Below are 233 nucleotides of genomic sequence, written 5' to 3'. Positions count from 1 at the left end.
GACCCCCAACTACTTTCGGCGCTGAAGCGCTTAACTTCCGTGTTCGGCATGGGAACGGGTGTGGCCGCTTCGCTATCGCCACCAGACAAAAGAATATTAACATCGCCCCAAGGGCGTGTCAATCCATTTCAGGGTTGTTCCCTGAAAACTGAAGACTCATCAATTCACACAAACCATTAGACTAGATCAAAGCCTCGACCGATTAGTATCATTCAGCTCCACACGTCGCCGTG

The 233-nt window shown here is 50.6% G+C and carries 1 rRNA gene; it reads right to left on the bottom strand.

The annotated features are described in order from the left end of the window. A 5S ribosomal RNA gene (rrf, locus tag KNP95_RS16010) occupies positions 1–86 on the bottom strand; the annotation flags it as partial. Positions 87–233: the final 147 nt, after the last annotated feature.

Source organism: Exiguobacterium sp. s36 (genome assembly GCF_018618345.1).
Classification (GTDB): Bacteria; Bacillota; Bacilli; order Exiguobacteriales; family Exiguobacteriaceae; genus Exiguobacterium; species Exiguobacterium chiriqhucha.
The sequence above is the reverse complement of the archived record's forward strand: the minus strand, read 5'-3'. Positions and strand labels throughout refer to the sequence as shown.